General features: G+C 60.2%; 15 protein-coding genes and 2 tRNA genes. 13 read left to right on the top strand and 4 right to left on the bottom strand.

Translation table 11 applies throughout. The annotated features are described in order from the left end of the window. Positions 1 to 100 precede the first annotated feature (100 nt). Positions 101 to 2,035, top strand: coding sequence for a methyl-accepting chemotaxis protein (locus tag KBY02_RS14830; protein ID WP_058822301.1), 1,935 nt, complete (start codon positions 101 to 103; stop codon positions 2,033 to 2,035). Positions 2,036 to 2,141: 106 nt separating this feature from the next. Here KBY02_RS14830 and KBY02_RS14835 read toward each other — a convergent pair. Both KBY02_RS14835 and KBY02_RS14840 read right to left on the bottom strand, forming a co-directional pair. Continuing rightward, positions 2,142 to 2,228, bottom strand: a tRNA-Leu gene (locus KBY02_RS14835). A 160-nt stretch (positions 2,229 to 2,388) separates the two neighbouring features. After that, positions 2,389 to 2,475 (bottom strand) — tRNA-Leu (locus KBY02_RS14840). A gap of 224 nt (positions 2,476 to 2,699) precedes the next feature. Here KBY02_RS14840 and rnr point away from each other — a divergent pair. From rnr to dnaB, 7 genes are all read left to right on the top strand, one after another. Continuing rightward, the gene (gene rnr / locus KBY02_RS14845) at positions 2,700 to 5,333 is read left to right on the top strand and encodes a ribonuclease R (RefSeq protein WP_225650587.1); all 2,634 of its coding nucleotides are present in this window, start codon (positions 2,700 to 2,702) and stop codon (positions 5,331 to 5,333) included. Next, positions 5,330 to 6,085, top strand: a complete 756-nt coding sequence (gene rlmB, locus KBY02_RS14850; RefSeq protein WP_003414481.1) for a 23S rRNA (guanosine(2251)-2'-O)-methyltransferase RlmB — start codon at positions 5,330 to 5,332, stop codon at positions 6,083 to 6,085. Before rnr ends, rlmB begins: the two co-directional genes overlap by 4 nt. Before the next feature lie 299 nt (positions 6,086 to 6,384). Further along, positions 6,385 to 6,810, top strand: a complete 426-nt coding sequence (rpsF, locus tag KBY02_RS14855; RefSeq protein WP_002551828.1) for a 30S ribosomal protein S6 — start codon at positions 6,385 to 6,387, stop codon at positions 6,808 to 6,810. Between the two features lie 28 nt (positions 6,811 to 6,838). Next, positions 6,839 to 7,069, top strand: a complete 231-nt coding sequence (gene rpsR, locus KBY02_RS14860; protein WP_002551829.1) for a 30S ribosomal protein S18 — start codon at positions 6,839 to 6,841, stop codon at positions 7,067 to 7,069. A gap of 39 nt (positions 7,070 to 7,108) precedes the next feature. Further along, a complete protein-coding gene (locus tag KBY02_RS14865) occupies positions 7,109 to 8,005 on the top strand; it encodes a hypothetical protein (RefSeq protein WP_004407837.1) in 897 nt (298 codons plus the stop codon). A 19-nt stretch (positions 8,006 to 8,024) separates the two neighbouring features. Further along, positions 8,025 to 8,471 carry a 50S ribosomal protein L9 gene (gene rplI / locus KBY02_RS14870; protein WP_003317208.1) on the top strand — a complete coding sequence of 149 codons (447 nt, stop codon included), beginning with the start codon at positions 8,025 to 8,027 and terminating at the stop codon, positions 8,469 to 8,471. A gap of 123 nt (positions 8,472 to 8,594) precedes the next feature. Further along, positions 8,595 to 9,989: a replicative DNA helicase gene (dnaB, locus tag KBY02_RS14875; protein ID WP_003317209.1), complete on the top strand. Its 1,395-nt coding sequence runs from the start codon at positions 8,595 to 8,597 to the stop codon at positions 9,987 to 9,989. 59 nt (positions 9,990 to 10,048) lie between these two features. Here dnaB and KBY02_RS14880 read toward each other — a convergent pair whose 3' ends face one another. Beyond that, positions 10,049 to 12,919 (bottom strand): RHS repeat-associated core domain-containing protein, encoded by a 2,871-nt coding sequence (locus KBY02_RS14880; RefSeq protein WP_096104488.1) that lies wholly within the window; start codon positions 12,917 to 12,919, stop codon positions 10,049 to 10,051. Positions 12,920 to 13,110: 191 nt separating this feature from the next. On the opposite strand from KBY02_RS14880, the gene KBY02_RS14885 reads away from it, so the two are divergent. From KBY02_RS14885 to azu, 5 genes are all read left to right on the top strand, one after another. Beyond that, positions 13,111 to 15,420, top strand: coding sequence for a YgiQ family radical SAM protein (locus KBY02_RS14885; RefSeq protein WP_024638297.1), 2,310 nt, complete (start codon positions 13,111 to 13,113; stop codon positions 15,418 to 15,420). Positions 15,421 to 15,927: 507 nt separating this feature from the next. Further along, on the top strand, positions 15,928 to 19,206 hold the full coding sequence (locus tag KBY02_RS14890) for a DUF2126 domain-containing protein (RefSeq protein WP_096135201.1): 3,279 nt from the start codon (positions 15,928 to 15,930) through the stop codon (positions 19,204 to 19,206). Positions 19,207 to 19,295: 89 nt separating this feature from the next. Beyond that, positions 19,296 to 21,791, top strand: a complete 2,496-nt coding sequence (locus KBY02_RS14895) for a circularly permuted type 2 ATP-grasp protein (protein WP_096104486.1) — start codon at positions 19,296 to 19,298, stop codon at positions 21,789 to 21,791. After that, on the top strand, positions 21,791 to 22,684 hold the full coding sequence (locus KBY02_RS14900; protein WP_096126984.1) for a transglutaminase family protein: 894 nt from the start codon (positions 21,791 to 21,793) through the stop codon (positions 22,682 to 22,684). The genes KBY02_RS14895 and KBY02_RS14900 overlap by 1 nt, the downstream gene beginning before the upstream one ends. A gap of 152 nt (positions 22,685 to 22,836) precedes the next feature. Then, complete coding sequence (gene azu, locus KBY02_RS14905; protein ID WP_057457384.1) at positions 22,837 to 23,283, top strand: azurin; 447 nt, start codon at positions 22,837 to 22,839, stop codon at positions 23,281 to 23,283. Positions 23,284 to 23,481: 198 nt separating this feature from the next. Here azu and nadE read toward each other — a convergent pair whose 3' ends face one another. After that, positions 23,482 to 24,309 (bottom strand): ammonia-dependent NAD(+) synthetase, encoded by an 828-nt coding sequence (gene nadE / locus KBY02_RS14910; protein ID WP_225650588.1) that lies wholly within the window; start codon positions 24,307 to 24,309, stop codon positions 23,482 to 23,484. Between the last annotated feature and the right edge of the window lie 16 nt (positions 24,310 to 24,325).

Below are 24,325 nucleotides of genomic sequence, written 5' to 3' on the forward strand. Positions count from 1 at the left end.
GCGCACAAAAGTGAGACTTGTGTCACGGCACGGCGCTTGCTACAAAGATGACAGAAAAGTGCCATCATTTTAATGGCGCTGAGGGTGGAGGGATTCTCCTGTGTCTGCTGTCTTATCTCTGTTGCAAAGTCGTTTGCTGCGCCCGGTCTTCATCGCGCTGGGCATCGCTCTTTTGGTGCAGGTCGTGGTGGCGGTTGCGCTTACCCGGAGCACGGTCACCGCGCTTGAGGCTGATCTCGCCAGTCGTCTCGGGGTAGATTCGCAACATCTTTCCTCAGAGCTGGAGTCGGCGAGTAGCGAAGTGACGTCGAGCCTCGATGCGTTGTCAGCCAGCACTCGTCAGCGCCTGAGTGTCGGGCTCTCTACCCGTCTGAAGGACGAGCAGGCTCAACTGCGTGCCACGCTGGAGAAAGACCTTCGCGAGTCCGCGACCGACATGGCTGAACTGCTCGCCGCCGTCGCTCCACGCGCCATGTGGGACAACGACACACCAACGCTTTCCGAATTCGCACGCCGTGCCCAGCGCAATCCCAATGTACTGTTCGTGGTTTATGACGACGCCGCAGGCGAGCACCTTACGCGTTACATGAACCGCGACAATCCGCTGGTCAAGGCCTTGCTGGCCAAGGGCGAAGGCGAGCGGGCGATGGACAAGGTCCTCAATGCGGCGAAAAACGATCCTTCTGTGTATTACGTTGAAGCGTCCATCAGCCCTAACGGTGTGGAGATCGGCAAGGTGCGCATGGGTGTATCCACGGCAACGGTCGAAGAGAATCTTGCCGCCCTGGACAAGCGTTTCGCGACCCTGATCACCAGTGGTGAACAGTTAGTGTCCGACAGCCTTGCCAGTGCCTCGAAAGACAGCTCGACCGCCTTGCGCACGCGTCTGCAGTCGGCTCAGGCGGCAGGGGTGGCGATGACCGCCAACACGCGTGTTGCGGTTCAGGAAGCTGCCGAAACACTGCGCTGGAGAATCGGCATGGGTCTGGCGCTGGTCGGCCTGTGTGTCTTGCTGTTACTGGCGGTGGTGCTCGGACGTCGGGTTGTCAGCAAGCTGCATCTGCTGATCGCGGCACTCAATGACCTGGCGGCGGGTGAGGGTGATCTGACCAAGCGCGTCAAGCTGGACAGTAATGACGAGATTGGTGATATGTCGGCCGCGGTCAACCGCTTCATCGACAAGCTGCAACCTATCGTCCGCGAGGCAGGCGAAGTGGCGCAGCGCACCGGGCAGGAAATCGGTGTCATGAGCGAGCGTAACGCCGGCGCCGATGCGGCGGCCGAATTGCAGCGGGACGAAGTAGCGGCCAGCCTCAAAGCGCTGGAGCAGATGGCCGACGAGGCGCAGTCGGAAAGCCACGCGATGCAGGCGGCTTTGCGTCAGGTTATCGACATCAAGCAGGCGACCGACGAAAACACCCGCACGTCCAGTCAGGTTGGCGGGCTGATCGAAGCGTTGGCCGGGCAGGTCGAGACCGGTGCGCAAGTCATCGAGCGTCTGGCGCAGCAAAGTCAGCAGATCGAGGTGGTGCTGGAAGTCATTCATGGTATTGCCGAACAAACCAACCTGCTGGCGCTGAACGCAGCTATCGAAGCGGCCCGTGCAGGGGAGACGGGCAGGGGCTTTGCCGTGGTGGCCGATGAGGTGCGGGCGCTGGCCAGCAAGACTCAAAGCTCGACGGGCGATATTCAGGAACACATCGTGGCCTTGCAGCGCGGCGCGAAAGAGGCGGTCGCTGCCATCGGCATCGCCGGGCGTCAGGCCAAGGAGGGGCTGGAGGTATTGCGCGACAGCGCCAAGCGCCAGCAGACGGTGCAGGCATCCGTGGAGCAGGTGCATGCGGCCATTGGTCTGGCGACCAAGGCGGCCGTTCATCAGGCTGAAGGTGCCCAGGCGGTGCGTGGTCGGGTAGAGGTGATCCATGCTCAGGCCGAGCGTGCTGCGAAGGCTGTGGTGGAGACGACCGCCAGCGGCAAAGTGCTCGATGGACTGGCTGCACAGTTGAAGGCGAGCCTGGGGCAGTTTCGGGCATGAGCGCTAGGTGCAGCGCTGCAAGTGTGGTGCTGCACTGTCTGCAGGAGGGAGGGCTTTTCGAGTGCCAAACGCAAAAAACCGAGCCATTGGCTCGGTTTTTTTGAATTGGTGCCCAGAAGAAGACTCGAACTTCCACGACCTTGCGGTCACCAGCACCTGAAGCTGGCGTGTCTACCAATTTCACCATCTGGGCAGCATCAGCAGCGCGTACGCCGTTGATGGGGCGCACTATACGGCGATCGTTTTACTCTGTAAACCCCTGTTTTGATTTAATAATCAAACCCTGAAAATGCAAAAACCCGCTTTCGCGGGTTTTTGTGAGGCTTGAGACTGTTGTAGTCTGTTGCCTGAATTGGTGCCCAGAAGAAGACTCGAACTTCCACGACCTTGCGGTCACCAGCACCTGAAGCTGGCGTGTCTACCAATTTCACCATCTGGGCAGTATCAACAGGCATCAACCTGTCGATGGCGCGCACTATACGGAGCGCCTTTTAGGCTGTAAAGCCCGGCAGTGAAAAAACCCGAAAAAAATCGCGGGCGGCGTGTTTCGGGTGTTTCAGCGGGGTCCAGGAGGCTTTTTGTCCAGTGGATTGAGCGTGAAATTTCCCGTTTCATGAGGTCTATGCCAAACTAACCCCTATATATACAAGGTGAAAACTATCTAATGGCCGATTGGCAGTCCCTCGATCCCGAGGCCGCTCGTGAAGCGGAAAAATACGAAAACCCTATTCCCAGCCGCGAGCTGATCTTGCAGCACCTTGCCGAGCGCGGTTCGCCGGCCAGTCGCGAGCAACTGGTCGAAGAGTTCGGCCTGACCACCGAAGATCAATTCGAGGCTCTGCGCCGCCGCCTTCGGGCGATGGAGCGTGACGCCCAGTTGATCTACACCCGTCGCGGCACTTACGCACCGGTAGACAAGCTTGACCTGATCCTCGGTCGCATCTCCGGGCATCGTGATGGCTTCGGCTTTCTGGTGCCGGACGACGGCTCCGACGACCTGTTCATGAGCCCGGCGCAAATGCGCCTGGTGTTCGACGGTGACCGGGCGCTGGCGCGTGTTTCCGGCCTTGACCGTCGCGGCCGCCGCGAAGGCGTGATCGTCGAAGTGATCTCGCGTGCTCACGAAAGCATAGTGGGTCGCTATTTCGAAGAAAGCGGCATTGGTTTTGTCGTACCCGACAACCCGAAAATCCAGCAGGAAGTGCTGGTAACGCCGGGTCGTAACAACGGCGCCAAGATCGGCCAGTTCGTCGAGGTGAAAATCACCCATTGGCCGACACCGCGATTCCAGCCGCAGGGCGATGTGATCGAAGTGGTGGGCAACTACATGGCGCCCGGCATGGAGATCGATGTCGCGCTACGTACCTACGACATTCCGCACGTGTGGCCCGAGGCCGTACTCAAAGAGGCTGCCAAGCTCAAGCCGGAAGTCGAAGAGAAGGACAAGGAACACCGCGTCGATCTGCGCCATCTGCCGTTCGTGACCATCGACGGCGAAGACGCTCGCGACTTCGACGATGCGGTCTATTGCGAAGCCAAACCGGGCAAACTGCGTTTGTTCTCCGGCGGCTGGAAGCTCTACGTGGCGATTGCCGACGTATCGAGCTACGTGAAGATCGGCTCGGCGCTGGATGCCGAATCCCAGGTGCGCGGCAACTCGGTGTATTTCCCCGAGCGCGTCGTGCCCATGCTGCCTGAGCAATTGTCCAACGGCCTGTGCTCGCTGAACCCGAACGTCGATCGTCTGGCCATGGTTTGCGAGATGACCATCTCCAAGACCGGCGAGATGACTGACTACGTGTTCTACGAAGGCATCATCCACTCCCACGCTCGCCTGACCTACAACAAGGTCAGCACGATTCTGGAACAGCCGAAAACCGCTGAAGCCAAGAGCCTGCGTGGCGAGTACGGCGATGTGGTGCCGCACCTCAAACAGCTTTATGCGATGTACAAGGTATTGCTGGGCGCGCGCCATGTTCGTGGTGCGATCGATTTCGAAACCCAGGAAACCCGGATCATCTTCGGTTCCGAGCGCAAGATTGCCGAAATCCGTCCGACCACCCGTAATGATGCCCACAAGTTGATCGAGGAATGCATGCTGGCCGCCAACGTGGCCACCGCGCAGTTCCTGAAGAAGCATGAAATTCCTGCGTTGTACCGCGTCCACGACGGTCCGCCGCCAGAGCGCCTGGAAAAACTGCGCGCATTCCTCGGTGAGCTGGGTCTGACGCTGCACAAGGGCAAGGAAGGTCCGACACCGAAGGATTATCAGGCGCTGCTCGAAACCGTTCGCGACCGTCCCGACTACCACCTGATCCAGACCGTGATGCTGCGTTCGTTGAGTCAAGCGGTCTACAGCTCGGACAACAACGGTCACTTCGGTCTGAATTACGAAGCGTATACGCACTTCACGTCGCCGATCCGTCGTTATCCGGACCTGCTGACTCATCGCGCGATCCGCAGCGTCATTCGCTCCAAGCAGGATACGCCGCACGTTCGTCGTGCCGGTGCTGCGACGATTCCGAAGGCGCGCATTTACCCGTACGACGATGCGCTGCTCGACCAGTTGGGCGAACAATGCTCGATGAGCGAGCGCCGTGCCGACGAGGCTACGCGCGACGTAGTCAACTGGCTCAAGTGCGAATACATGAAGGATCGCGTCGGCGAGTCGTTCCCGGGCGTGATCACCGCTGTAACCGGCTTTGGTCTGTTCGTCGAGCTCACCGATATCTATGTCGAAGGCCTGGTCCACGTGACCGCCTTGCCGGGTGACTACTACCACTTCGATCCGCTGCACCACCGCCTTGCCGGCGAGCGTACCGGGCGTAACTTCCGCCTGGGCGACACCGTTGAAGTGCGGGTCATGCGCGTCGATCTGGACGAGCGCAAGATCGATTTCGAGATCTCCGAAGCGGCAGCGGCTGCGAAGCCGACGGCGCGCAAGCGTCGTGGTAATGACACCGCGGCACCTGCTGCCACAACCACGGCTGAAAAGGACAAGGCGCCGGCCAAGTCCGGGCGTCGTAGCGCTTCGACCAAGGAAAGCAGCCCCGAAGCGTATCGCCCGAGCGATGCCGCGGCGAAAAACGCAGAAGTGCGTAAAAGCCGCGAGCTGAAAAAAGCGCTTCTGGCAGACGCGAAGGGTGGTAGCAAGGCATCGTCGGGAAAGTCTGACAGGTCGGGCTCTGCGCCTTCATCGGGCAAACCGGCCAGCAAACACCGTAAAGGCTCGTCAAAAACGGGCTCCGCGCCAGCTGCGAAAAGCAGTGGCGCTCGTAAACCCAAGGCCAAGTCATGAGTCAGCTGGAAAAAATCTACGGCGTTCACGCCGTAGAAGCGTTACTTCGTCATCATCCGAAACGCGTCAAGCACATCTGGCTGGCCGAGGGTCGTAACGACCCTCGCGTCCAGACGTTGGTGGCGCTGGCAGCCGAGAATCGCGTGACCATCGGGCAGGCCGAGCGCCGCGAAATGGATGCCTGGGTCGAGGGCGTGCATCAGGGCGTTGTTGCTGATGTGAGCCCGAGTCAGGTCTGGGGCGAGGCCATGCTCGACGAACTGCTGGACCGCAGTGAAGGCTCGCCGCTGCTGTTGGTGCTGGACGGCGTGACCGATCCGCACAACCTCGGCGCTTGCCTGCGTACTGCCGATGCAGCAGGTGCGCTGGCGGTCATCGTACCCAAGGACAAATCCGCAACCCTGACGCCAGCCGTGCGCAAGGTCGCCTGCGGTGCCGCCGAGGTCATTCCGCTGGTGGCGGTTACCAACCTGGCACGTACGCTGGAAAAACTGCAGCAGCGCGGATTGTGGGTGGTGGGGACTGCGGGCGAGGCCGAGGTCGAGCTGTATCAGCAGGACCTGACCGGGCCGACCATCATTATCATGGGCGCCGAAGGCAAGGGCATGCGTCGCCTGACCCGTGAGCATTGTGATTATCTGGTGCGCCTGCCGATGGCGGGCAGTGTCAGCAGTCTGAACGTGTCGGTCGCGACCGGCGTGTGTCTGTTCGAAGCGCTACGCCAGCGATCCGCCAAGCGGAAGCCTGCTTAGTAGCAGCTGCAAGCTGCAAGCCTCAAGCTACAAGCTACAAGCTACAAGCTACAAGCTACAAGCTACAAGCTACAAGCTACAAGCGGACTGCTTCTACTTGTAGCTTTCCACTTGCAGCTTGTAGCTCCTTCCCCATTTGTAGCTTTCCACTTGCAGCTTGCAGCTGCCTTCTCTACACTTGCGCCCCTTGCTGTCACGGCAGGCGCGCATGTGCCTGTCCCTGAGCAAGACCAACAGTGTCATTCACTCCTTGTCTGACCGCTATTTGAGCGGCAGGCTACAACCCGTAAGGAGCATTCATGCGTCATTACGAAATTATCTTTTTGGTCCACCCGGATCAAAGCGAGCAAGTCGGCGGCATGGTAGAGCGTTACACCAAGCTGATCGAAGAAGACGGCGGCAAAATCCACCGTCTGGAAGATTGGGGCCGTCGTCAACTGGCTTACGCAATCAACAATGTTCACAAGGCTCACTACGTGATGCTGAACGTTGAGTGCACTGGCAAGGCTCTGGCCGAGCTGGAAGACAACTTCCGTTACAACGATGCTGTGATCCGTAACCTGGTCATCCGTCGCGACGAAGCCGTAACCGGCCAGTCCGAGATGCTCAAGGCTGAAGAGAACCGCAGTGAGCGCCGTGAGCGTCGTGACCGTCCTGAGCACTCCGACAGCGCCGATGGCGATGACGGCGACAACAGCGACGTTAGCGATAACGCTGACGAGTAATCCACGGACCTTTTGAGGAGCCAATTACATGGCACGTTTCTTCCGTCGTCGTAAATTCTGCCGCTTCACCGCTGAAGACGTCAAAGAGATCGATTACAAAGATCTCAACACTCTGAAAGCCTACGTATCCGAGACCGGCAAAATCGTTCCAAGCCGTATCACGGGTACCAAAGCACGTTATCAGCGTCAGCTGGCCACCGCTATCAAGCGTGCCCGCTTCCTGGCCCTGCTGGCCTACACCGACAGCCACGGCCGCTGAGACCAGGTAGTCGACAAAACGTAACAAAGGATAGAAAGCATGCGTGCCCTGGCTGAATTCATCATGCGCGGCCGTATGCAGGCCACTCTCGTAGTGGCTGGATGTGCGGCATTGCCGCTGTTGTTCTGGTTGAGTGCTGCCGCAGGGTGCCTTGTGCTCCTGCGACGCGGGTTCAGTGATGCCGTTGGTGTCCTGGCCTGGGCTCTGCTGCCGGCTTTGGTCTGGTGGTATTTCGGTGAGCCTCGTACAGCCATGGTGCTGGCGGGTTCACTGAGTTTGGCAATGGTTTTGCGTGCCAGCGAGTCCTGGGTCCGCGTGCTGCTGGTCAGCGTGGCGTTGGGTGTGGTGTATGCAGTAATTCTGGGCACGGTTTTTCGCGAACCTCTGGAAGCAATGTCGCAGGAGTTGCAGAAACATCTGCCGACAATGCTGGCCGGGCTCTACGAGCAGTTGAACGTAGAAGAGCGAGCGCGTCTGGGGGCACTGATTGCACCCGTCCTGAATGGCCTGATAGCGGCTGTGCTGCAAATCGTCAGTGTGCTGTGCCTGATTCTTGGGCGGTACTGGCAAGCGATGTTGTACAACCCTGGTGGTTTCGGGCGTGAATTTCGCGCTGTGAAACTCCCGCTGGTGCCGGCGTTGGTGCTGGTGGTGTGCATGCTGGTGGGGCCGAATTTCGGTCCGCAGATAGCGATGCTTACACCGCTGTGCAGCGTACCGCTGGTCTTTGCGGGCCTGGCCCTGATTCACGGACTGGTCGCTGAAAAGCGTCTGTCCAGGTTCTGGCTGGTGGGGATGTACATCACGCTGCTGGTGTTCATGCAGCTGATTTATCCGTTGCTCGTGGTAATTGCCATTGTCGACAGCCTGATTGATTTTCGCGGTCGCCGGAGCTCGAAAGATTCCGGCAATGGTCCTGCGAACGGTGAAGGTTAAAAGTTAAGAGGATTTCCACATGCAACTGATCCTTCTGGAAAAAGTCGCCAACCTGGGCAACCTGGGCGACAAAGTAAACGTTAAGGCCGGCTACGGTCGTAACTACCTGCTGCCTTACGGCAAAGCAACCGCTGCAACCGCTGCCAACGTGGCTGCGTTTGAAGAGCGTCGTGCCGAGCTGGAAAAACTGGCTGCAGACAAGAAAGCATCTGCCGAAACTCGCGCAGCCCAACTGGCTGAGCTGGAAGTGACTATCACTGCCACCGCTGGTGACGAAGGCAAGCTGTTCGGTTCGATCGGCACCCACGACATCGCTGATGCACTGACCGCCTCTGGCGTTGAAGTTGCAAAAAGCGAAGTTCGTCTGCCGAACGGCACTATCCGCAACGTTGGTGAATTCGACGTAGCCGTGCACCTGCACAGCGACGTAGAAGCAACCGTACGCGTTGTCGTAGTGGCTGCTTAAGCAACACGTAATCGTCTGGCGGCATTGCTGCCAGAGGATTAACATCGGGCACGATCCTGTTTACAGGTCGTGCCCTTTGTCTTTGTGCCATCCCCATTCTGCAAACCCCGAATTAAAGTGGCCATGAACGATATTTCCGCCCCCGAGCAATACGATCTGCAAACCGCCGCCCTGAAGGTGCCGCCACATTCCATTGAGGCCGAACAGGCTGTACTCGGTGGTCTGATGCTGGACAACAACGCCTGGGAGCGGGTGCTCGATCAAGTTTCCGATGGCGATTTCTATCGACATGACCACCGCCTGATATTCCGCGCCATCGCCCGATTGGCCGACCAGAACAGCCCGATCGACGTGGTCACCCTGGCTGAACAGCTGGACAAGGAAGGGCAGACCTCGCAAGTGGGCGGCCTGGGCTACCTCAGTGAGCTGGCGAAAAACACGCCTTCTGTCGCCAACATCAAGGCCTACGCGCAGATCGTCCGGGCCCGGGCCACGCTTCGGCAGTTGATCGGCATCAGTACCGAAATCGCCGACAGTGCGTTCAACCCCGAAGGCCGGACCGCCGAAGAGATTCTTGACGAGGCTGAACGGCAGATCTTCCAGATCGCCGAAGCGCGCCCCAAGACCGGCGGTCCGGTCAGCGTCAACGACCTGCTGACCAAGGCCATCGACCGTATCGATACGCTGTTCAACAGCGACAACGCCATTACCGGGCTGTCGACCGGGTATACCGATCTCGATGAAAAGACCAGCGGACTGCAACCCTCCGACCTGATCATCGTCGCCGGACGTCCGTCGATGGGTAAGACCACCTTCGCCATGAACCTGGTCGAGAACGCGGTGCTGCGCAGTGACAAGGTGGTGCTGGTCTACTCGCTGGAGATGCCAGGCGAATCGCTGATCATGCGTATGTTGTCCTCGCTGGGGCGCATCGACCAGACCAAGGTGCGGGCCGGCCAGCTTGATGACGATGACTGGCCGCGTCTGACATCGGCGGTCAATCTGCTCAATGACCGCAAGCTGTTCATCGACGACACGGCCGGTATCAGCCCGTCCGAAATGCGCGCGCGGACGCGGCGGATCGTGCGTGAGCATGGCGACATCGCCATGATCATGATCGACTACCTGCAGTTGATGCAGATTCCCGGCTCCAGTGGCGACAACCGTACCAACGAGATTTCCGAGATCTCGCGCTCGTTGAAAGCACTGGCCAAGGAATTCAACTGCCCGGTGATTGCCCTGTCGCAGCTCAACCGCTCCCTTGAGCAGCGTCCCAACAAACGCCCGATCAACTCCGACCTCCGGGAATCCGGAGCGATCGAGCAGGATGCCGACGTCATCATGTTCGTTTACCGGGACGAGGTGTATCACCCGGAAACCGAGCACAAGGGCATTGCCGAGATCATCATCGGCAAGCAGCGTAACGGCCCCATCGGCACCACGCGCCTGGCGTTCATCGGCAAATACACGCGCTTCGAGAATCTGGCACCGGGCAGTTACAACTTTGACGACGATTGATTTTGCCGCCAGATGCTGTTGCCGTTTCATCATGGCTCGTGCTGAGACGGTGGCAGCATCTATCGGTGCGTATCCGTGATTCGGGTTGGATACAATCGCCCTGTTTTTTTGTTTTTTGCCAGTAGCAACCGCATTCTGCCTCTGCCTGTGGCGCCGCCTAACCCGAGAAGGTCCAGAGAGATTTCTCCTGTCCTTAACTTGTGTGCTGAGGCGCCGTTAAAACCTCGCTCATTGAAACTGTCGATCGCCTTGGTGACGGCTGATGTCACTTCATCCTCTCCAAATGTGTTTTTAGCATCCTCGAACACTGTGGAGTTAAAAAAGTCGCCGATAGCAACCTTGGCGAATGTTGTCGCTCGCTTCTTTTTTACTGGGGCATTAAGACTGGGGGCTTCAGGCGTGGATGTACTTGTTCCTGCAGAGTCGCGATAACGCTTTTTATCTTCAGGAGATACGGTGGGTTCTGATGTCTCAGTAATAGATGTCCGGTTGCTCACGTTGCTTAAGGTGCTCACATTGCTCACATTGCTCGCGCGGCGGGACAGGTCAGGATACTCTGCGGCCCTAAGCTCCATGTGGATGAGTTTCGTTGACTGGCTTAAGAATTCAGGCGATTTGCTGTGTTTTTTGAAAAAGTCTTGCTGGACTGATTTGGGGAGGTAATACGCATGTACCGATCCAGTCGGGTCGTCGTGCCGAAAAAATATATCCCTGGGTCTCGCGTTGACGCTGCTCATGAAGCCGTGAAGTTCTTTAATCTCATTGCTGTCAAGCCCAAACTCACTGGCCGCACTATCAGAAAAAGCCCTATAGTCCTTTAGTCTGGCGTTTTTCCGGGTCCACGAGGTGTAGGCTAGAAGTGCCCAGGTGGTCAGTCCCATAGCGACTACCCCAATAGTAATGCCTATGGAAATGAGCGTCATGCCGTCAAAATCAATGCTCTGGCCACCCTCTGGGTCGACTCTGCTGACGGGGTTGTTTCTGGTCATTCGGTAAAGGTTCAGCCCCTCTACATCGCCTAGCGGGTCTGCACTCATCCAGCGCATCAGCCAAGGCGCGTAATACCTCACGCCGTAGTAATAAAGACCCGTGCTGTCCCGCTCCTTGCCAGAGTAGCGGATGACTTTATAGGACGCTTCAACAGCCGAGCGCGCAGCCCACCATGCGGTCCCTCCGAACGGGTAATACCCTTCATGGCTGATCAGCTTTGCCTGGGCATCCAGCTCAAGTGTGCTTGAGCCCAGGTGGTCACCGATGCTGTAGCGGAGCTGATTGTTGTCTATCGCATCCGGTTTGCCCTCTAGCCAGTGCAGGCAGCGCACGTTAGTCCGTCCGGCGTACACTGTGATGACTTCCAGTCGCTCGCCGGTTGCACTGTTTGTACGGATTTCCAGGCCTGGCAAATAGCGCACGTCGCATTGGTGCTGGAATGTCCGGGTCATGGCCTTCGCTGTTTTACGCATGCGCTGGCCGCTAGCGTCGTAAGCGTAGTGTTCGCCGTCTTCTGGTTGCTCGGAACGAGTAACGGCATCCACCTTGATCAGGCGGTTTCCCGAGTCCCAGTGCAGCGCTCGTCCCGCAACCAGCGCTTGCTGATTGCCATTGGCGTCGAATTGTTTATCGAAGTCTGGTGGCGCGTTACCCTCGCTCCAGGGCAAGGCCCGGTTGCTTTTGGTATCGACGATCATGTGACGTGTGTACGCTTGCGCACCCTTGTGAATGAGCTTTAAGAGATTGCCCGCATCGTCGTAGGAATAACGTTGGGTGTAATTGAGTAGCTGACTTTCATCCACTGGTAGCCGGGCGAGCTCCGGTAATTCAGGGCGAATCCCCGCCAGGGCGGTTTCGCGACCGCTGGCCCTGATTAACTGGTAAAGGCTGTCATATTCGTATTCATTGACGGCATCAATGCGCTGGCCTGAACAGTGGCGTGCGGGCTGTGCCTCGTCCCGAATCCTGGTTACATTTCCCACTGGGTCGTAGTCGTACAGCAGGTGCTGCAGTTGCTTGACTCCCGGACGGTAGGTGATTAGCTCACCCATGCGACCATCAGCAGGATCAAAGCTTGCGCAACTGATGACTCCGTTACCGGCTGTTTGCGACTCGATACGGCCATGCGCGTCGTACATCAATCCATGCAGCAGTACCTGATCGCTCCCGTTCATCACCCTCAGGCGGGTAGCCTTCAACTGGCCCGACACGTCATAGGTCGACGTATGACGATTGCCTGATGCATCGGTTTGGTCAAGTACCTCGCCCATAGCGTTGAAGCGTGCTTTGCTTGAGAAACCAGGGCCGGGCTCCAGCAGCTCATCCTGATGCAGAGCGTCTTCAGGCCAGTTCGGTAGATCGTTCTTCTGCAGAAAGCGTCGGGTCTGCTGGAGAATCTGCCCTGATACGCCACAGGCATCGATAAGATCGCTACCCGATCCGTCGTAAGTCTGAATCAGGTGGCCGCAGACATTGTTGGCAGCGGCCAGCTCTGAACTATCGGCATATGAGAAACGTTCTGATGTTCGGCAGGGCTGGCCCCTGGGCTTTTCGTTGATCGCCAAGGGGCGCAGCAGTTCGTCGTAGCGGGTTGTCCAGTGGGTACCGCGTGCGTCATGGTGTTCCAGCAACTGACCCGCCTCGCCATAAAGGGAAACCCGGCAGCCTGCGTCGACACTGTTTACCGCCAGGGGCGCGCCGGTGAGGCTGAATACCGTGCTCAGGTTCGGGCGAGTGAATGGCTCGGTGGTCAATTGCCTGAATAGCCTGGCGTCCCATCTGGCGACGGGTCTTGCCGCTGCATCATACTGCTGGCGTTCCGGGCGCGCCTGCGAACTATCACCCGGTGTGCCGCGGTAATAACTCACACTGCGGATTGGCAGCCCCCGGCTATCAGTCACCATAAGCGTGGGTGTATGTCGGTGCAGGGAATCAGGCATGGTCGTAGATTTCCATCAGAGCGCGGAATCAGGGTATTCCGACTCGATAAGTCGCGGTACTGTGATAAATAGCAGTGAGGCACGCCGGGCGAATGATCTTGCTATTCCGACCATTGCCGTCGGACTTGATCAAAAAATGTGCTATATTCCGCGCCCGCGATTTTTCCAACGTGCAAACGTAGGTCCTGAACATGCAATCAGCCAAGCCGTTATTTGATTATCCCAAGTACTGGGCCGAATGTTTCGGACCAGCACCTTTCCTGCCCATGAGCCGGGAAGAAATGGATCTGCTTGGCTGGGATTCCTGCGACATCATCATCGTTACCGGTGATGCGTACGTGGATCACCCGTCTTTCGGCATGGCGATCATCGGTCGTCTGCTCGAATCCCAGGGCTTTCGGGTCGGGATCATCGCGCAGCCCGACTGGCAGTCCAAAGACGACTTCATGAAGCTCGGCGAGCCGAATCTGTTTTTCGGTGTCGCTGCCGGCAACATGGACTCGATGATCAACCGCTATACCGCGGACAAGAAAATTCGCTCCGATGACGCCTATACCCCGGGCGGCATGGCCGGCAAACGTCCGGACCGCGCAAGTCTGGTGTACAGCCAGCGCTGCAAGGAAGCCTACAAGCACGTGCCTATCGTGCTGGGTGGCATCGAAGCTTCGCTGCGCCGCATCGCGCACTATGACTACTGGCAGGACAAGGTTCGCAACTCGATCCTGATCGACGCCTGTGCCGACATCCTGCTGTACGGCAATGCCGAACGTGCGATTGTCGAAGTCGCCCAGCGCCTGTCCTACGGCCACAAGATCGAAGACATCACCGACGTGCGCGGTACGGCGTTCATTCGTCGTGACACGCCGCAGGGCTGGTATGAGGTCGATTCCACGCGTATCGACCGTCCGGGCAAGGTCGACAAGATCATCAACCCGTACGTCAACACCCAGGACACTCAGGCCTGCGCCATCGAGCAGGAAAAGGGCAACGTCGAGGACCCCAACGAAGCCAAGGTGGTGCAGATTCTTGCCAGCCCGCGCATGACCCGCGACAAGACGGTCATCCGCCTGCCTTCAGTGGAAAAGGTCCGTAACGACGCTGTGCTGTATGCCCACGCCAACCGCGTGCTGCATCTCGAAACCAACCCGGGCAACGCTCGCGCGCTGGTTCAGAAGCATGGCGACGTTGACGTCTGGTTCAATCCGCCGCCCATTCCGATGACCACTGAAGAAATGGACTACGTGTTCGGCATGCCTTACGCGCGCGTCCCGCATCCTGCGTACGGCAAGGAAAAGATCCCTGCCTACGACATGATTCGTTTCTCGGTGAACATCATGCGTGGCTGCTTCGGTGGCTGCACCTTCTGCTCGATCACCGAGCACGAAGGACGGATCATTCAGAACCGCTCCGAAGAATCGATCATTCGCGAAATCGAAGAGATACGCGACAAGGTGCCGGGCTTTACCGGGGTCATTTCCGACCTGGGCGGGCCGACCGCGAACATGTATCGCATCGCCTGCAAAAGCCCGGAGATCGAGTCGGCCTGCCGCAAGCCGTCCTGCGTATTCCCGGGTATCTGCCCGAACCTGAATACCGATCACTCGTCGCTGATCCAGCTGTATCGCAGCGCGCGCGCCTTGCCGGGCGTGAAAAAGATCCTGATCGCCTCTGGCCTGCGCTACGACCTCGCGGTCGAGTCGCCGGAGTACGTCAAGGAACTGGTCACGCACCACGTCGGTGGTTACCTGAAGATCGCCCCGGAACACACCGAGGAAGGTCCGCTCAACCAGATGATGAAGCCGGGCATTGGCAGCTATGACAAGTTCAAGCGCATGTTCGAGAAGTACACCAGGGAAGCCGGCAAGGAGCAGTACCTGATTCCTTACTTCATCGCCGCCCACCCGGGCACCACCGATGAAGACATGATGAACCTGGCGTTGTGGCTCAAGGGCAATGGTTTCCGTGCGGACCAGGTGCAGGCGTTCTACCCGTCGCCGATGGCCACGGCCACGGCCATGTACCACTCGGGCAAGAACCCGCTGCGCAAGGTCACCTACAAGAGCGATGCCGTCACCATCGTGAAGAGCGAAGCGCAACGTCGTCTGCACAAGGCTTTCCTGCGCTATCACGATCCGAAAGGCTGGCCGATGCTGCGTGAGGCACTGGAACGCATGGGCCGTGCCGATCTGATCGGGCCGGGCAAGGATCAACTGATCCCGTTGCATCAGCCGGCTACCGACAGCTATCAGAGTGCGCGCCGCAAGAACTCGACGCCGGCGGGCAGCCACAAGGTTGCGAAAAATGCCAAGACCACGCTGATCCAGACCCAGCACACCGGCCTGCCGCCGCGCGGAAGCGATGGCAGCAAGCCGTGGGACAAGCGCGAAGAGGCCAAGGCTGCCGCAATGGCGCGCAACAAGCAGGCCGCCAAGGAGCGCATGGATGCAGCCAAAGGCAAAGGCACCAAACCGCCCAAGCGCAAGCCGGTGGTGCCACGCTAACTTGGGGTATCAGGGCAGACGCAGAGCGTCCGGAACTGCGTGTCCATACATAGGTTCTGAAGGCCGCTGAATAGCGGGCTTCTGCCCGGAGGGCGTGGGAGCGAACTTGTTCGCGATCTGCCGGGGACCGGCAGTAAGGCGGACGCAGAGCGTCCAGAACGGCATGTCGACGCGGAGCGTCGCACGATAGTCGAGATCATCGTTCCTCACGCTCCAGCGTGGGAATGCCGTTCGTGACGCTCCGCGTCACACCACTCCCGCCGTGCCGCTCTATCCATCAACGCCACATACCCACGCCGCTCACAATTCTTCACCCCCCACTCATTCCCTCTGCCACACTGTCTGCCTTATTAGCGTGCAACCCTTGCACCGCTGGCTTCGGCCGGCACGATTTTGGTGCTGCGCCCGTTCAGGCGGGGAGTTCCAATCTCGTTGGCGCACGACTTTGACCGGATGGCATAAGTCTTGCGCGGCTCAATTACCGTTCAGGCTCGCAGGAGGCACGCCGTGTCGATTCATATTGCCTTGCACCATGTCACGCATTATCGCTACGACCGCGCGGTCGAACTGGGTCCGCAGATCGTTCGCCTGCGCCCGGCCGCCCATAGCCGCACACGCGTGCTGTCGTATTCGCTGAAAGTCCTGCCTGAAAACCATTTCATCAACTGGCAGCAGGACCCTCAAGGTAATTACCTGGCGCGTCTGGTCTTCCCGGAAAAGACCGATGAATTCCGCGTCGAAGTCGATCTGGTCGCCGAGATGGCGGTGTTCAATCCGTTCGACTTCTTCCTCGAGCCCTACGCCGAGAACATCCCGTTCACCTACGCCAGCGAAGAGCAGCGCGAGCTGGCGCCGTACCTCGAAAAACTGCCGCTGACCCCGAGATTTCAGGCGTACCTGGACAGCATCAGTCGCGAGCCGATTCCGGCCATCGACTTTCTAGTCGGCCTCAATCAGCGCCTGAGTCAGGACGTGGCTTACCTGATCCGCATGGAACCGGGCGTTCAGACTCCGGAATTCACCCTGGAAAACGCCTCGGGCTCGTGCCGTGACTCGGCCTGGCTGCTGGTGCAACTGCTGCGTCATCTGGGCATGGCGGCGCGCTTCGTGTCGGGCTACCTCATTCAGCTCAAGGCCGATGTCGAGGCGCTCGATGGGCCGTCGGGTACGGATGTCGACTTCACCGATCTGCACGCCTGGTGCGAGGTCTATCTGCCGGGTGCGGGCTGGGTCGGGCTGGATGCCACTTCCGGCCTGTTCGCTGGTGAAGGGCACATTCCCCTCGCATGCAGCCCTGAACCGTCCTCTGCAGCACCGATCAGCGGTCTGGTCGAGCCCTGCGAAACCGAATTCAGCCATGAAATGTCGGTCGAGCGTATCTGGGAGGCGCCGCGCGTCACCAAGCCTTACACCGAGGCGCAATGGCAGGACATCCAGGCCCTGGGCCGACAGATCGACGCCGATCTGCTGCGCGACGATGTGCGCCTGACCATGGGCGGCGAGCCGACCTTCGTGTCCATCGACGATCGCGATGGCGCCGAATGGAACACCGCCGCGCTGGGGCCGCGCAAGCGTGAGCTGTCCGCCGAGCTGTTCCAGCGCATGCGCGGGCATTACGCGCCGCTGGGCATCGTGCATTTCGGGCAGGGCAAATGGTATCCGGGTGAGCAGTTGCCGCGCTGGTCGCTGAACTGCTTCTGGCGCAAGGACGGCCAGCCGGTGTGGCGCAATAATGCACTGATCGCCGATGAAACCCGCGACTACGGCGCTACCGGCGAACTGGCGGGGCGTTTTCTGGCCAGCGTTGCCGAGCGTCTGAAGCTGCCGGCCCGCTTCGTGTTCCCGGCTTACGAAGACAATTTCTACTACTTGTGGCGCGAAGGCGCGTTGCCGGTCAACGTCACGGCCGAAGACTCGCGGCTGGGCGATGAGCTGGAGCGTGCGCGCCTGCGCAAGGTCTTTGCCCAGGGGCTGGACAAGATGATCGGTCAGGTCCTGCCGCTGGCCCGCAACGCGGACGGTGACAGCTGGCAGAGTGGCCGCTGGTACCTGCGCGACGAGCATTGCCGTCTGGTGCCGGGCGATTCTGCGCTGGGCTATCGATTGCCGCTGGCGTCGCAGCCTTGGGTCAAGGCGGCGGAATACCCGTTCATTCACCCGACCGACCATAACCAGGACTTCCCCGAGCTGGCCGACAGCGACTCGTTGACCTCGGCGCTCAAGTCCACAGACACGGACGCCGAGCGCGCGCCGAAGATCGACGAGTCGGCCGACTGGCTGACCCGCACGGCGTTGTGTGCCGAAGCGCGCGAAGGGCGGCTGTACCTGTTCATGCCGCCGCTGCAAAAGCTTGAGGAATACCTTGAGCTGGTGGCCGTGATCGAAGCGACGGCAGAAGAACTGCAGTGCCCGATCCTGCTGGAAGGCTACGAGCCGCCAAGCGATCCGCGGCTGTGCAATTTCCGGATCACCCCGGACCCTGGCGTGATCGAGGTCAACGTGCAGCCCTCGGCGAGCTGGGACGAGCTGGTCGAGCGCACCGAGTTTCTCTATGAACAGGCGCGCCTCACGCGTCTGACCACCGAGAAGTTCATGATCGATGGCCGTCACACCGGCACCGGCGGGGGCAACCATTTCGTCCTGGGCGGCGCCACGCCGGCGGACTCGCCGTTTCTAAGGCGTCCGGACCTGCTGCGCAGCCTGATCAGCTACTGGCACAACCATCCTTCGCTGTCGTACCTGTTTTCCGGCCTGTTCATCGGCCCGACGTCCCAGGCACCGCGCATCGACGAGGCGCGCAACGACTCGCTCTACGAGATGGAAATCGCTTTTGCACAGATGCCGAAGCCAGGCGAGGAGGTTGCGCCGTGGGTGGTGGACCGACTGCTGCGTAACCTGCTGATCGACGTCACCGGCAATACCCACCGTGCCGAGTTCTGCATCGACAAGCTTTACTCGCCCGATGGCGCAACCGGACGCCTGGGGTTGCTGGAGCTGCGTGCGTTCGAGATGCCGCCGCATGCACGCATGAGCCTGGCGCAGCAGTTGTTGCTGCGCGCGCTGGTGGCGCGCTTCTGGCGTGAACCCTACGCCCCCGCGAAACTGGCGCGCTGGGGCACGCAACTGCATGACCGCTTCATGCTGCCGCACTTCATCGAGCAGGATTTTGCCGATGTGGTTGCCGACCTCAACGCGGCAGGCTACCCGGTGCAGGCCGACTGGTTCTCTGCACATCTGGAATTCCGCTTTCCGAAAGTGGGCGATTACGCCGTCAACGGTATCGAGCTGGAACTGCGTCAGGCGCTGGAGCCCTGGCATGTTCTGGGTGAGGAAGGTTCGGCTGGTGGCGCGGTACGTTACGTCGATTCATCGCTGGAGCGTCTGCAAGTGCATGTCAGCGGGCTGCCGCCGCAGCGCTACGTGCTGACCTGTAACGGTGTGGCAGTGCCTCTGCAGCCGACCGGGCGGGCCGGCGAGTTCGTTGCCGGGGTGCGTTATCGCGCCTGGCAGCCGGCCAACTGCCTGCAACCGACCATCGGCGTGCATGCGCCACTGGTTTTCGATCTGCTCGACACCTGGATGCACCGCTCGCTGGGTGGCTGCGAGTATCATGTCGCCCACCCGGGCGGCCGTAACTACGAAACCTTGCCGGTCAACGCCAACGAAGCGGAAAGCCGTCGCCTGTCACGTTTCTTCCGCATCGGCCACACCCCGGGCAAACTGGACGTTCCGTCGCTCAACATTAACGACGAGCTGCCGATGACGCTGGATATGCGTCTGCATTAAAAAAACAGTGGCTCTGTGCGTCAGATGCACACGGACGTGACATCTGACTGCACTAATCTGAAGTCCTTACGTTGCCTGCCGAGCCTTCCATGCCCGACCTGCTTGACCACTACCCGCTGTCCGAGGGTACTTACCACGAAATGCTCGACGCCGACGGAGCCGTTCGCCCGCACTGGCGTCGTCTGTACGAGCACATGCGGCGCAGCAGTGCAGCGCAACTGATCCAGCGCCAGGCCCTGCTGACCCGGCAGATTCAGGAAAACGGTGTCACCTACAACGTCTATGCCGACCCCAAGGGCGCGGATCGCCCGTGGGAGCTGGACCTGTTGCCGCACATCATTGCCGCGGATGAATGGCAGCACGTGGCGGCAGGGATTGCCCAGCGTGCGCGGCTGCTCAACGCAGTGCTCGCCGACCTTTACGGCCCGCAGACGCTGATCGCCAATGGCCTGTTGCCCGCCGAACTGGTGTTTGGCCACAACAACTTTCTCTGGCCCTGTCAGGGTGTGAAGCCTCCGGAAGGCACGTTCCTGCACATGTACGCCGTTGATCTGGCGCGTACCCCGGACGGGCGCTGGTGGGTGACTGCCGACCGTACCCAGGCGCCTTCGGGTGCCGGTTATGCGCTGGAAAACCGCCAGAGCGTCGCGCGCGCCTTGCCGGAAACCTACCGCGACCTGCAAGTCCGGCACCTGTCGGGTTTCTTCGATGCGCTGCAGCAGACGTTGGCCCGTCAGGCGCCGACCAGCAACGAAGCCCCCCTGATCGTTCTGCTGACGTCGGGCCGTTTCAACGAAAGCTACTTCGAACACTTGTACCTGGCGCGGCAACTGGGCTATCCGCTGGTCGAGGGGGGCGATCTGACGGTGCGCGATGCCACGGTCTACCTGAAAACCCTCAGCGGCTTGCGTCGGGTTCACGCCATCATGCGCCGTCTGGACGATGACTTCTGCGACCCTCTGGAATTGCGTACCGATTCTGCGCTGGGTGTGCCGGGGCTGCTTGAGGCGGTGCGTCAGGGCAATGTACTGGTCGCCAACGCGTTGGGCAGTGGTGTGCTGGAGTCGCCTGGGCTATTGGGCTTTTTGCCGAAAATCAGTCAATACCTGTTCGGCGAGGATCTGATCCTGCCCTCGGTGGCGACCTGGTGGTGCGGAGAGCCGCCGGTGCTGGCCCAGGCGCTGGAAAAACTGCCGGATCTGTTGATCAAACCGGCGTTCCCCTCGCAGCACTTTGCGCCGGTGTTCGGCCGTGATCTGAATGAGGAGCAGCGCCTCGCACTTGCCCAGCGCATGCAGTCGCGGCCCTATGCCTACGTCGCGCAGGAGCTGGCGCAGTTGTCCCATGCTCCGGTGCTGCAGGCCGATGGCACCGGTTTGCAGCCGCGCGCCATCGGCATGCGTGTGTATGCCGTGGCCAGCCTCGACGGCTATCGCGTGCTGCCGGGCGGCCTGACCCGAGTGGCCGCCGAAGCCGATGCCGACGTGGTTTCGATGCAGCGTGGCGGGGCAAGCAAGGACACCTGGGTGCTGGGCGAGCGCTCGCACCTTGGCGAGCCGTGGAAAGGCCAACGAAAGCTGGGTGTCTACGACCTGATCCGTCGCGACCCCTATCTGCCGTCACGGGTGGTGGAAAACCTGTTCTGGTTTGGCCGTTACTGCGAGCGTTGCGACGACAGTGCGCGCCTGCTGCGCATCATGCTGACGCGCTACGTCGACGATGATGACCCTCTCGCGCTGCAAGCCGCCGTCGCGCTGGCCGAGAGCCTGGGCATGTTGCCCGAGGCACAGGAGGGCGAAGAGCTGAAGGATCGCCTGCTTGTCGCGCTGATGGGCGACGAGTGGCCGTTCAGCCTGCGGGCCAATTTGCAGCGCCTGCAATGGGCGGCCTCGCAAGTGCGTGGCAAGTTATCCAAGGAAAACTGGCAGGCGCTGGTCGAGTTGCAGCGCGAGGCCCTGAGCCTGGAAAGCGAAGAGCCGGATTTCGGCGAGCTGCTGGATTTTCTCAACCGTCTGGTGATGTCGCTGGCGGCCCTGTCTGGCTTCGCCATGGATGACATGACCCGCGACGAGGGCTGGAGCTTCCTGATGATCGGGCGACGGATCGAGCGCCTGAAGTTTCTCAGCACCAGTCTCTCGGCGTTTTTGCGCGGGCTGGTGGTTTTCGAGCGGGCCGGACTGGAGTGGTTGCTGGAGCTGGGTAACAGCAGCATCACCTATCGCTCGCGCTACATGGCGGTGCCGCATCTGATTCCGGTGCTGGACCTGTTGCTGCTCGACGAGCAGAACCCGCATGCGGTGCTGTTTCAGCTCAAGCTGGTGCAGCGCTCGTTGCGCCGCCTGAACGACGAGTTCGATGCGCCACGCGACAGTAGCCTGGCGGTGCTGGCCCAGCGTCTTGCCGCGTTCGACCTGGGCAGCCTGGAGAATCCCTTGTTTGGCCAGAGCAGTATCGACGCCGTGCTCGACGGGCTGGCGGACCTGCTGCAGAGCATCGGTGATTGCAGTGGACAGGCATCCGATCGCCTGGCGTTGCGCCACTTTGCCCACGTCGATGATGTCAGCCAACGCACGGTGTCTGTCTGATGAGCGCTTTCTACCAGATTTTCCATGACACGCATTACAAGTACGACAGCCCGGTCTCGCTGGCCCAGCAACTGGCGCACCTGTGGCCGCGCACCAGTCCCTGGCAGCGTTGCACCGAGCAGGCGCTGGAGATTCTTCCGGAGCCCACCACGCGTCGTGATGAGCTGGATGTGTTCGGCAACCCGCTGACCCGTCTGGCCTTCGAGCGTCCGCACGATGAGTTGCAGGTCAATGCGCGGTTGCGTATCGAGGTCATGGAGAAGCCGTTTCTGGATTTCAATCTGTCGCCGGAATGGGAAGTGACCCGCAGTGCGCTGACGTACAGCGCCAAGCCGATGACCGAGGACATTCTGGAGGCCTGCCGCTATCGCTTCGAATCCCCCTACGTTCACCTGAAGCGCTCGTTCGTCGAGTTCTCGCAGGTCTGTTTCCCGCCGGGCCGCCCGTTGTTGCTGTGCGTACAGGCCTTGATGGAAAAGATTTTCGAGGAATTCACCTTCGATGAAGAAGCCACTCAGGTCGCCACGCCGCTGATGGAAGTGCTGGAGCGGCGGCGCGGCGTGTGTCAGGACTTCGCCCATTTGATGCTGGCGTGTCTGCGTTCCCGTGGCCTGGCGGCGCGCTATGTGAGCGGCTATCTGCTCACCCAGCCGCCACCGGGGCAGCCGCGGCTGATCGGTGCCGATGCCTCGCACGCCTGGGTCTCGGTATTCTGTCCGGCCTCGGGCTGGGTCGACTTCGACCCCACCAACAACGTGCAGCCTGCGCTGGAGCACATCAGCCTGGCCTGGGGGCGCGATTTCTCCGATGTCTCACCGTTGCGTGGCGTGATTCTGGGCGGCGGCACGCATGATCCGGAGGTGCGGGTCACGGTGATGCCGGTCAGCGGCTAATTACCGGGTCCCGTGAATCGTTCTTCAAAAGGACGCTCTGTCACGAGCGTCCGAGAGACGATTTGACGCACGTCCTTGGAACCCCGGCGCTGATCGGGCACTCTCTTCTTACATCAGTTTTACGTTAATCAAGTCCTGCCCTGGAGATTCAAATGATTCGCAAGCTTGTAGCGATTTCGCTGTTGTCGCTGGCCAGTGGTCAATTGCTGGCTGCCGAGTGCTCGGTCACAGTCGATTCGACCGATCAAATGATGTACGACACCAAAGCCATTGAGATCGACAAGAGCTGCAAGGAATTCACCGTCAGCCTGACTCACTCCGGCAGCCTGCCGAAGAATGTCATGGGCCATAACTGGGTGCTGGGCAAAAAGGCCGACACCCAGGCAGTCGTCACCGACGGCATGGCCGCGGGCATCGACAAGGACTATTTGAAGCCGGACGACAGCCGCGTCATCGCCCACACCAAAGTCATCGGCGCTGGCGAAAAGGACTCGGTGACGTTTGACGTGTCGAAGCTCGACCCTGCACAGGAATACCAGTTCTTCTGCACCTTCCCCGGGCACATCAGCATGATGAAAGGCGCTGTGACCCTGAAGTAACGACAGGTCCCTTGAGCGTCTGAGAGTATCGTTCCTCACGCTCCGCGTGGGAATGCCGTTCGTGACGCTCTGCGTCACAGATCTGAGCCGCTGCGCACATTCAGGATCGGACGCGGAGCGTCCAGAACTGCATGCCGACGCAGAGCGTCGGCACGATAGCCAGCAATGAGCGTCACAAATCCGTGCCGCGCAGATCACTCACGGCGCGTACGGCAACTCGCGTTTGTGCTGGGTCTTGGCGTAGGTTTCGCAAATGATCCGGAACGCTTCCTCGCGTACCGGTTCGCCGTGCAGGAAGGCGTCGATCTCGGCGTAGGTCACGCCGTGCGAAGCTTCGTCCGGTTTGCCGGGTGACAGGTCTTCCAGGTCCGCAGTCGGCACTTTCTCGACCAGCGATTCAGGTGCGCCGAAATGGCGGGCGATGGCGCGTACCTGGTTTTTCACCAGGCCGCTCAACGGTGCCAGGTCGCATGCGCCGTCGCCGAACTTGGTGAAGAAGCCCATCACCGCTTCGGCCGCGTGATCGGTGCCGATCACAAGGCCATGGTAAGCGCCGGCGACGGTGTACTGCGCGACCATGCGCATGCGCGCCTTGGTGTTGCCGAGCACGAAATCCACCGAAGTCGCTGGAAGCCCGTCGAAGGCCTTCACCTCAGCGGCCAGGGCCTTGACGCTGCTGCCGATGTTGATGGTATGGCGCTCGTCCGGCTCGATGAAGTCGACAGAGGCCTGGGCTTCGTGCTCATCGGCCTGCACCATATAAGGCAGGCGCACGGCGATGAAGCGATAGGCGTTGTCACCCGTGCTTTCACGCAGTTCCTTGACCGCGCGTTGGGCGAGCAGGCCGGCCGTCAGCGAGTCGACTCCGCCGCTGATGCCGAGCACCAGAGTCTTGAGCCGTGCGTTCTGCAGGCACTCCTTGATGAAGTTGACGCGGCGGGCGACCTCGGCCTGCAGCGCGTTCTGGTCCGCGAAAGGTGGCTGGACCTTGAGCTGTTCAGCAATCTGGCGCTGTACGGCGTGCATGATTCACTCCTCGTAG

Origin of the sequence: Pseudomonas sp. P129 (assembly GCF_020312195.1) — a bacterium.
In the GTDB taxonomy this organism is placed as follows: domain Bacteria; phylum Pseudomonadota; class Gammaproteobacteria; order Pseudomonadales; family Pseudomonadaceae; genus Aquipseudomonas; species Aquipseudomonas fragariae.

What these genes read in the sequence shown, in the direction of transcription:
- rnr (WP_225650587.1), top strand. Translation starts at nt 2,700, where the DNA reads ATGGCCGATTGGCAGTCCCTCGATCCCGAGGCCGCTCGTGAAGCGGAA.
- rlmB (WP_003414481.1), top strand. Translation starts at nt 5,330, where the DNA reads ATGAGTCAGCTGGAAAAAATCTACGGCGTTCACGCCGTAGAAGCGTTA.
- rpsF (WP_002551828.1), top strand. Translation starts at nt 6,385, where the DNA reads ATGCGTCATTACGAAATTATCTTTTTGGTCCACCCGGATCAAAGCGAG.
- rpsR (WP_002551829.1), top strand. Translation starts at nt 6,839, where the DNA reads ATGGCACGTTTCTTCCGTCGTCGTAAATTCTGCCGCTTCACCGCTGAA.
- KBY02_RS14865 (WP_004407837.1), top strand. Translation starts at nt 7,109, where the DNA reads ATGCGTGCCCTGGCTGAATTCATCATGCGCGGCCGTATGCAGGCCACT.
- rplI (WP_003317208.1), top strand. Translation starts at nt 8,025, where the DNA reads ATGCAACTGATCCTTCTGGAAAAAGTCGCCAACCTGGGCAACCTGGGC.
- dnaB (WP_003317209.1), top strand. Translation starts at nt 8,595, where the DNA reads ATGAACGATATTTCCGCCCCCGAGCAATACGATCTGCAAACCGCCGCC.
- KBY02_RS14880 (WP_096104488.1), bottom strand. Translation starts at nt 12,919, where the DNA reads ATGCCTGATTCCCTGCACCGACATACACCCACGCTTATGGTGACTGAT.
- KBY02_RS14885 (WP_024638297.1), top strand. Translation starts at nt 13,111, where the DNA reads ATGCAATCAGCCAAGCCGTTATTTGATTATCCCAAGTACTGGGCCGAA.
- KBY02_RS14895 (WP_096104486.1), top strand. Translation starts at nt 19,296, where the DNA reads ATGCCCGACCTGCTTGACCACTACCCGCTGTCCGAGGGTACTTACCAC.
- KBY02_RS14900 (WP_096126984.1), top strand. Translation starts at nt 21,791, where the DNA reads ATGAGCGCTTTCTACCAGATTTTCCATGACACGCATTACAAGTACGAC.
- azu (WP_057457384.1), top strand. Translation starts at nt 22,837, where the DNA reads ATGATTCGCAAGCTTGTAGCGATTTCGCTGTTGTCGCTGGCCAGTGGT.
- nadE (WP_225650588.1), bottom strand. Translation starts at nt 24,309, where the DNA reads ATGCACGCCGTACAGCGCCAGATTGCTGAACAGCTCAAGGTCCAGCCA.